Raw genomic sequence first — 6807 nt, 5'->3', positions numbered from 1 at the left:
GCCCCACAGAGATCAACACTGAACTTCACGAACGCAGCGCCCGGATCATTAAAATTCAAAAGTATTGACGGTCCGTCATTCCTGACGAGCGGTCAGAACGGCAGCAGGTCGGGCCGCTTGGCCTCCACGTGGTCGCCCGAGGACTCCCCGCGCAGGCGCCGGCCGACCCAGGGGATCAGGAACTCCCGCGCCCACTGGAGGTTCTCCCGCCGCTGGTCGGCCGGGGTGAGCGCGCGGGCGGTCGGCCACGGGGCCTCCGGGTCGTCCTGGGTGCGCAGGCCGAGCGAGCGGGCGGCCAGCAGGGCGACCCGCTGGTGGCCCTCGGGGGAGAGGTGCAGCCGGTCCTCGCTCCAGGCCCGGCGGTCCTGCACCGCGCGCAGCGACCACAGGTCGGCGACCTTGCAGTCGTAGCGGTCGGCGACGGCCCGCATGTGGCCGTTGTAGGTGGCGATCTTGCCGCGCAGGTGCTTGATCAGCGGCACCTCGCGGGTGTCGAAGCCGGTGCAGATCAGCACCGTCCCGGCGTTCTCGGCGAGTTGGGCGACGGCGGCCTCGAAGCGGACGGCCACCTCGTCCGGGTCGCTGCCGGGCCGGAGGATGTCGTTGCCGCCGGCGCAGAAGGTGACCAGGTCGGGCTGGAGCCGGCGGACCTGCGGCACCTGCTCGGCCACGATCTGGTCCAACAGCCGCCCCCGCACCGCCAGGTTGGCGTAGCGGAACCCGCCCGGCGGCCGCCCGTCGGAGAGCAGCCCGGCCAGGCGGTCGGCCCAGCCGGCGAACGCGCCGTCGGCACCGGGGTCGTTCAGGCCCTCGGTGAAGCTGTCCCCGAGGGCGGCGTACGAACTGAGGTCAAGGGTCTCCTGGAGGTTCGGCATGAAAGAGATAGTTCACCCATTCAAGTGACCTACGCCACCGTAGGTGAGCCTGGCGGAACGTGAGATGGGCCACGTACGCTCTACGGCCCCGCCCGGGCGGCAGAGCGGCCGCTCCGGCAAAGCACAAGGTCCGCTCCCCCTTCCGCTTTCCGGCGCGCCCGGACGATGCTCGAAGGACGGCGCGCCGCTCCGGCCGCCGTACCTTCCCTGGGGGAGCACCGGCCATGAACAGCTCCGAGAACTGGACCGTCGACGACCGCTGCACCAACTGCGACGTCGCCCGGCAGCTCGCGCCCGACCTGATCCGGGAGCGCGACCGCAAGTCCGAACTGGTCCGCCAGCCGCGCGACGAGGCCGAGCGCCGCCAACTGCTCGCCGCCGCCCACGCCTGCCCGACCCGTTCCATCCGCCCCGGCAACGGCCCGCTCGACCGGGCCACCGACCCCTTCCCGCTGGCCCTCGACGAGGCCGGCGAGGTGCTGCTGCTGGGCCACAACTCCCGGCGGACCGCGGGGGCCACCGCCTACCTCTGCCGCCGCCCCCACGGCTGGGCGATGATCGACACGCCCCGCTGGAGCGAGGCCCTCGCGGCCCGCTACGAGGCGCTCGGCCCGGTCACCGACGTCCTGCTCACCCACCGCGACCACGCGGCGCACGGCCGCGCCTACGCCGACCGGCTGGGCGCCCGGCTCTGGATCCACGAGGGCGACCTCGCCGCCGCCCCGGACGCCGACCGGGTGCTGCGCGGCACCGCCCCGGTGGAGGTCTCGCCCGGCCTGGTCGCCCACCCCTTCCCCGGCCACACCCGCGGCAGCGTGCTGTACGTCGCCGATGAGCGGTACTGCTTCACCGGCGACAGCCTGTACTGGTCCCGCACCAACCGGGACATCGAGGTGCAGGAGGCGGTGACCTGGTACTCGATCGAGGAGCAGGCGGCCTCGCTGGAGCGCAGCCTGGACGCGCTGCGCTTCGAGTGGCTGCTGCCCGGCCACGGCGACAAGCACCGGATGCCCGCCGAGGAAGCGGACCGCCGGCTGCGCGCCCTCGCCGTCCGGGCCCGCGCACTGCGGACCGAGCCGGTGGACTTCGCCGCGGTGCGCTGGTGACCGGTGCGGCCCGCCGGTGAACCGATCCGGCCCGGCCCGCCGCTGAGCCGACTCCGGGCCGTCGGCGACCGGTGCGGCCCGCCGGTCCGTGCGCCGGGGCTCGCGCCGGGTGCGCGGGGGGTTGCGCCCGCCGGGGGCGCCCGCGCGGGTGTGCGAGCGGGGATCGCGGGGCAGCCGCCTGAGCAGCGACCCGCAGCTCCGCACCCGAACTCCCCGCGATCCTAGGACGGTTGAGCAATGCCCACGCACACCCCGGCACGTACGGCGCGGCCCCGGCGCTACCTGATGTGCCGGCCGACGTACTTCACGGTGGACTACGCGATCAACCCGTGGATGGACCCGGCGCAGCCCACCGACACCGCGCTCGCCGTCCGCCAGTGGGAGCGCCTGCACCGCACCTTCCGCCGCCTCGGCCACACCGTCGAGCTGATCGACCCGGTGCCCGGCCTGCCCGACATGGTCTACGCCGCCAACGGGGCGACCGTCCTGGACGGCCGGGCCCTGGTGGCGACCTTCCGCCACCAGGAGCGGGCCGCCGAGTCCGAGGCCTACCAGTCCTGGTTCCGGTTGCACGGCTACCGCGCGGTGCGCCGCGCCGGGTACGTCAACGAGGGCGAGGGAGACCACCTGGTGGTCGGGCGCCGGGTGCTCGCCGGTACCGGCTTCCGCACCTCGCGGGCCGCCCACGCCGAGGCGGAGGAACTGTTCGGCGTCCCCGTGGTCAGCCTGACCCTGGTCGACCCGCGCTTCTACCACCTGGACACCGCACTGGCCGTGCTCTCCGACGACCACGTCATGTACTACCCGGAGGCCTTCGACGCCCACAGCCGCTCCGTGCTGCGCACCCTCTACCCGGACGCGATCCTCGCCGACCGGGCCGACGCCGAGGTGTTCGGACTGAACGCGGTCTCGGACGGCCGCCGGGTGCTGCTCCCGGACACGGCCAAGAACCTGGCCGGCCGGCTCGCCGAGGAGGGCTACGAGCCGATCCCGGTGGACGTCTCCGAGCTGCTCAAGGGCGGCGGCGGGGCGAAGTGCTGCACCCTGGAGCTCAGGCTCTGACCGCACCCGGACGCCGGAAGCGGCGGCGGCCCGCCCGTGGCCGTACCGAGCGGGCCGCCGAACCGTGGGACGTCAGGCGCCCAGCCAGAGGTCCGGCCCGAACACCTCGTAGTGGATGTCCGCCGCCGGGACGCCCGCCGCGAGCAGTTGGCCGCGTACGGCGCGCAGGAAGGGCAGCGGTCCGCACAGGTAGGCGGTGGTGCCGGCCGGGACCTCGACGGTCGACAGGTCGACCAGGCCGGTGCGCTCGGCCGGCCAGTCGCCGAGCGGCTGCTCGTAGAAGACGTGGGCGTCGGCGTCGGCGAGCCGGGCGGTCAGCTGCTCCAGGTCGGCGCGGAAGGCGTGGCTGAGCTGGTCGCGGTCGCCGTGCACCGAGACGATCCGCCGGGTGGAGCCGGTGGCGGCGAGGTGGTCGAGCATCGCCGTCATCGGGGTGTTGCCGATGCCGGCGGAGGCGAGCAGCACCGGGCCGTCGCCGTTGGCGAGGCTGATGTCGCCGAGCGGGGGCGCCAGTTCGACGGTGTCGCCGGCGTGCAGGTGGTCGTGCAGGTGTCCGGAGACCTCGCCGCCGGGCTCGCGCTTGACGCTGAACCGCAGGGCGCCGTCGGCTCCGCCGGACAGGCTGTACTGACGGATCTGGTGGGCGCCGTCGGCGAGGCGGGTGCGCACCGAGACGTACTGGCCGGGGCGGGAGGCGGGGGCGGGGCGGCCGTCGGCCGGGCGGACCAGGTAGCTGGTGACGGTCGAGGTCTCCTGATGGCGGGCGACCACCGTGTACGGGCGCCACAGGTCGGCCGGGTCGCCGCCGGCCGCGGCCTCGGCGCGCAGCCGGTCCTCGATCGCGATCAGCGCGTTGGCCATCAGCCAGTACACCTCGTCCCAGGCGGCGGCGACCTCCGGGGTGACGGCCTCGCCGAGCACCTCGACGATCGCCGCGAACAGGTGCTCGCGGACGATCTTGTACTGGGCGCTCTCGATGCCGACCGAGACGTGCTTGTGGGCGATCCGGGCGAGCATCGCGTCCGGCCGCTGGTCGGGGTGGGCGATCAGCGCGGAGGCGAAGGCGGCTATCGAGCCGGCCAGCGCCTCGCGCTGGGTGCCGTTGGCCTGGTTGCCCCGGTTGAAGAGGTCGCGCAGCAACTCGGGGTGGGCGGCGAACAGCCGGTCGTAGAAGCGCGGGGTGATGTCACCGATCGCGCCGCCCACGACGGGCAGGGTGGCCTCGACGACCTCGGCGGACTTCGCGGACAGCATCGGAGGAGCTCCTGACGGTAGCTGAGAACTGGTATCTGAGACTCTTATTTAATGCCGTGGGCGCCGGCCGACCCCTCGGGGGCGGGGTCAGTCGGCGGGTCGGGCGGTGAGGCCGAGCAGGACCGGTCCGGTGGGGGAGGCCACCAGCTGGTCGATGCTGAGCGGGTCGAGCGCGGCGAAGAACGCCTCCTGGGCGGTGCGCAGCGCCCCGCGCAGCCGGCAGGCGGCCCGCAGCGGGCACGGCGGGTCGTCCTCGCAGCCGACCACGTCGCCGACGCCCTCCAGTTCGCGCAGCAGCAGGCCGAGCGAGCCGGTCCGCCCGGCGAAGGTGATCATCAGCCCGCCGCCGCGTCCGCGCCGGGCCTCCACCACCCCGAGGTGCTGCAGCCTGCTGACCACCTTGGCCGCGTGGGTGTACGGCACGCCGACCGACTCGGCCACCTCGCGGGTGGTCGGGTTCTCGCCCTCGCCGATCACGGCGAGCCGCATGGCGATGCGGAGGGCGATGTCGGTGCTCTTGGTCAGCCTCACGTTCGAAACGCTATCGAATACGACTCCAGAACTCCAATTTCCCGCACGAGGCGATCCGGCGGTGACCCCGACCGCGACCCCGACCGCGACCCCGACTGCGATCCCGGCGGTGATCCCGACCGCGATCCGAGCGCATCCCGGTCGAATCTGAACAGTTGGCGACATTACCGATCAACTCCTGACGTGCCGTCACCACCCGATCTACGCTTCGCAGCGGCTCCGGAGCCACATCCCTTCGGCATCACCCTTCACCACCTCCCCCTGGTTCGACCTCCCCTGGAGAATCCGTGAGATCACCGCGCGCACCCCGGCGCACCTGGACGGCCGTGGCGGCGATATCCGCAGCCACGGCCGCGCTGCTCTCCCAGCCCGCCACCGCCGAGGCCGCCGCGCCCCCGCCGACCGTGGCGGCCCACGTGCCGGTGGCGCCCTACCCGGCCGGTGTGGCGCTCACTCCGGACGGCGCCCGGGCCTACGTGACCAGCCAGAGCACCGGCACGGTCAGCGTGCTCGACACCGCGAGCCGGACGGTGACCGGCAGCTTCACCGCCGGCACCGGCTCGTACGCGGTCGCCGTCTCGCCCGACGGCAAGCACGCCTACCTGACCCACCACCTGGACAACGCGGTCAGCGTCGTGGACACCGCGAGCGGCACCGTCACCGCGACCGTCCCGGTCGGCGTCCAGCCCTGGGGCCTGGCGCTCTCGCCGGACGGCACCCGCGCCTACGTCAGCAACGCCGGGGCCGGCACCGTCAGCGTGCTGGACACCGCGAGCGGCACCGTCACCGCCACCGTCCCGGTCGGGGCCGAGCCGCACGGGCTCGCCGTCTCGCCCGACGGCAAGCGGCTGTACGTCGCCGCCTCCGGCGCCAAGGCGGTGAACGTGGTCGACACCGCGAGCAACGCGGTGAGCGCCACCGTCGCGGTCGGCCACAGCGCCTTCGGCCTGGCGCTCAGCCCCGACGGCAGCCGGCTGTGGGCCGCCGACGGGGACGACACCACGGCCGCCGTGCTCGACACCGGCGCCAACACCCTGGTCGGCACCGTCACGGTCGGCAACGGCCCCTACGCGGTGGCCCTCGCTCCGGACGGCTCCACCGCCTACGTCTCCAACTACGCCGACAACACGCTGAGCGTCATCGACGCGGCCAGCCGGACCGTCACCGCGACCGTCCCGGTGGGTGCCAGTCCGTACACCCTGGCGCTGAGCGCCGACGGGCGGCGCGGCTACCTCGCCGACTTCACCGGCGACGCCGTCGACGTGCTGAACTTCCCGCTGCCGGTGCCCGTGGTGACCGGGATCAGCCCGAACGGCGGCTCCGGGGTCGGCGGCACCACGGTGACCATCGCCGGCACCGACCTCAACGGCGCCACCGCCGTCACCTTCGGCGCGGCCGGCCCGGCCACCTCGTTCAGCTGCACGAAGACCAGCTGCACCGCGACCGCCCCCGCCACCACCGTGACCGGCCCGGTCGACGTCCAGGTCACCACGCCCGGCGGCACCAGCGCCGCCGTCGCCGCCGACCGCTTCGGCTACACCGCGCCCAGCGCCCACCTGGCCGTCGCGCTCACCGCGACCCCGGTCACCGACCTGCTCTCCGGCCGGGTCGACTACACCGTCACCCTCACCAACCAGGGCCCGGACCCGATCACGGCGGCCACCGTCGCCGCGGCCCTGCCCACCGGGCTGACCAGCACCTCGGCCGACTGCACGGTCGCGGCGGGCAAGCTCACCTGCACGCTGGCCGCCCCGCTCGCCAAGGGCGCCAGTACCACCCGGCACTTCTCCGTCCGGGTCGGCGCGCTGAGCCTGGTCACCTCCTGGGACGTCACCGTGGCCCGCACCGCCGGCGCCCCCGCCGACCCCTCGCCCGCCACCAGCAAGGCGACCCGCAGCTGCACCTCCGTCCTCGGCCTGCTGATCACCTGCCGCTGATCACCTGTTGCTGGGCGCCCCCTCGGAGGCCCCGTCCGGACC

At 74.1% G+C, this 6807-nt stretch carries 6 protein-coding genes; 3 read left to right on the top strand and 3 right to left on the bottom strand.

All coding sequences use genetic code 11. From position 1 onward, the window contains the following. Window positions 1-92 precede the first annotated feature (92 nt). On the bottom strand, window positions 93-875 hold the full coding sequence (locus tag ACFXOZ_RS17015; protein ID WP_380591148.1) for an SGNH/GDSL hydrolase family protein: 783 nt from the start codon (window positions 873-875) through the stop codon (window positions 93-95). Between the two features lie 224 nt (window positions 876-1099). Between ACFXOZ_RS17015 and ACFXOZ_RS17010 the strand changes: the two genes are divergently transcribed. Then, window positions 1100-1981 (top strand): MBL fold metallo-hydrolase, encoded by an 882-nt coding sequence (locus ACFXOZ_RS17010; protein WP_380591145.1) that lies wholly within the window; start codon window positions 1100-1102, stop codon window positions 1979-1981. A gap of 237 nt (window positions 1982-2218) precedes the next feature. Continuing rightward, window positions 2219-3043, top strand: coding sequence for a dimethylargininase (gene ddaH, locus ACFXOZ_RS17005; RefSeq protein ID WP_375886707.1), 825 nt, complete (start codon window positions 2219-2221; stop codon window positions 3041-3043). 72 nt (window positions 3044-3115) lie between these two features. Here ddaH and ACFXOZ_RS17000 read toward each other — a convergent pair whose 3' ends face one another. Both ACFXOZ_RS17000 and ACFXOZ_RS16995 read right to left on the bottom strand, forming a co-directional pair. Then, the gene (locus tag ACFXOZ_RS17000; RefSeq protein ID WP_380591142.1) at window positions 3116-4297 is read right to left on the bottom strand and encodes a globin domain-containing protein; all 1182 of its coding nucleotides are present in this window, start codon (window positions 4295-4297) and stop codon (window positions 3116-3118) included. Between the two features lie 87 nt (window positions 4298-4384). Beyond that, window positions 4385-4828, bottom strand: a complete 444-nt coding sequence (locus ACFXOZ_RS16995; protein WP_375886713.1) for an RrF2 family transcriptional regulator — start codon at window positions 4826-4828, stop codon at window positions 4385-4387. Between the two features lie 287 nt (window positions 4829-5115). Here ACFXOZ_RS16995 and ACFXOZ_RS16990 point away from each other — a divergent pair, with 287 nt between their 5' ends. Continuing rightward, on the top strand, window positions 5116-6765 hold the full coding sequence (locus ACFXOZ_RS16990; protein ID WP_380591139.1) for a beta-propeller fold lactonase family protein: 1650 nt from the start codon (window positions 5116-5118) through the stop codon (window positions 6763-6765). The last annotated feature ends 42 nt before the right edge of the window (window positions 6766-6807 follow it).

The sequence above is a fragment of the Kitasatospora sp. NPDC059160 genome (assembly GCF_042755465.1).
Classification (GTDB): domain Bacteria; phylum Actinomycetota; class Actinomycetes; order Streptomycetales; family Streptomycetaceae; genus Kitasatospora.
The sequence above is the reverse complement of the archived record's forward strand: the minus strand, read 5'-3'. Positions and strand labels throughout refer to the sequence as shown.

Coding starts and splice junctions, on each gene's coding strand:
- ACFXOZ_RS17010 (WP_380591145.1), top strand. CDS start 1,100: ATGAACAGCTCCGAGAACTGGACCGTCGACGACCGCTGCACCAACTGC.
- ACFXOZ_RS17015 (WP_380591148.1), bottom strand. CDS start 875: ATGCCGAACCTCCAGGAGACCCTTGACCTCAGTTCGTACGCCGCCCTC.
- ddaH (WP_375886707.1), top strand. CDS start 2,219: ATGCCCACGCACACCCCGGCACGTACGGCGCGGCCCCGGCGCTACCTG.
- ACFXOZ_RS17000 (WP_380591142.1), bottom strand. CDS start 4,297: ATGCTGTCCGCGAAGTCCGCCGAGGTCGTCGAGGCCACCCTGCCCGTC.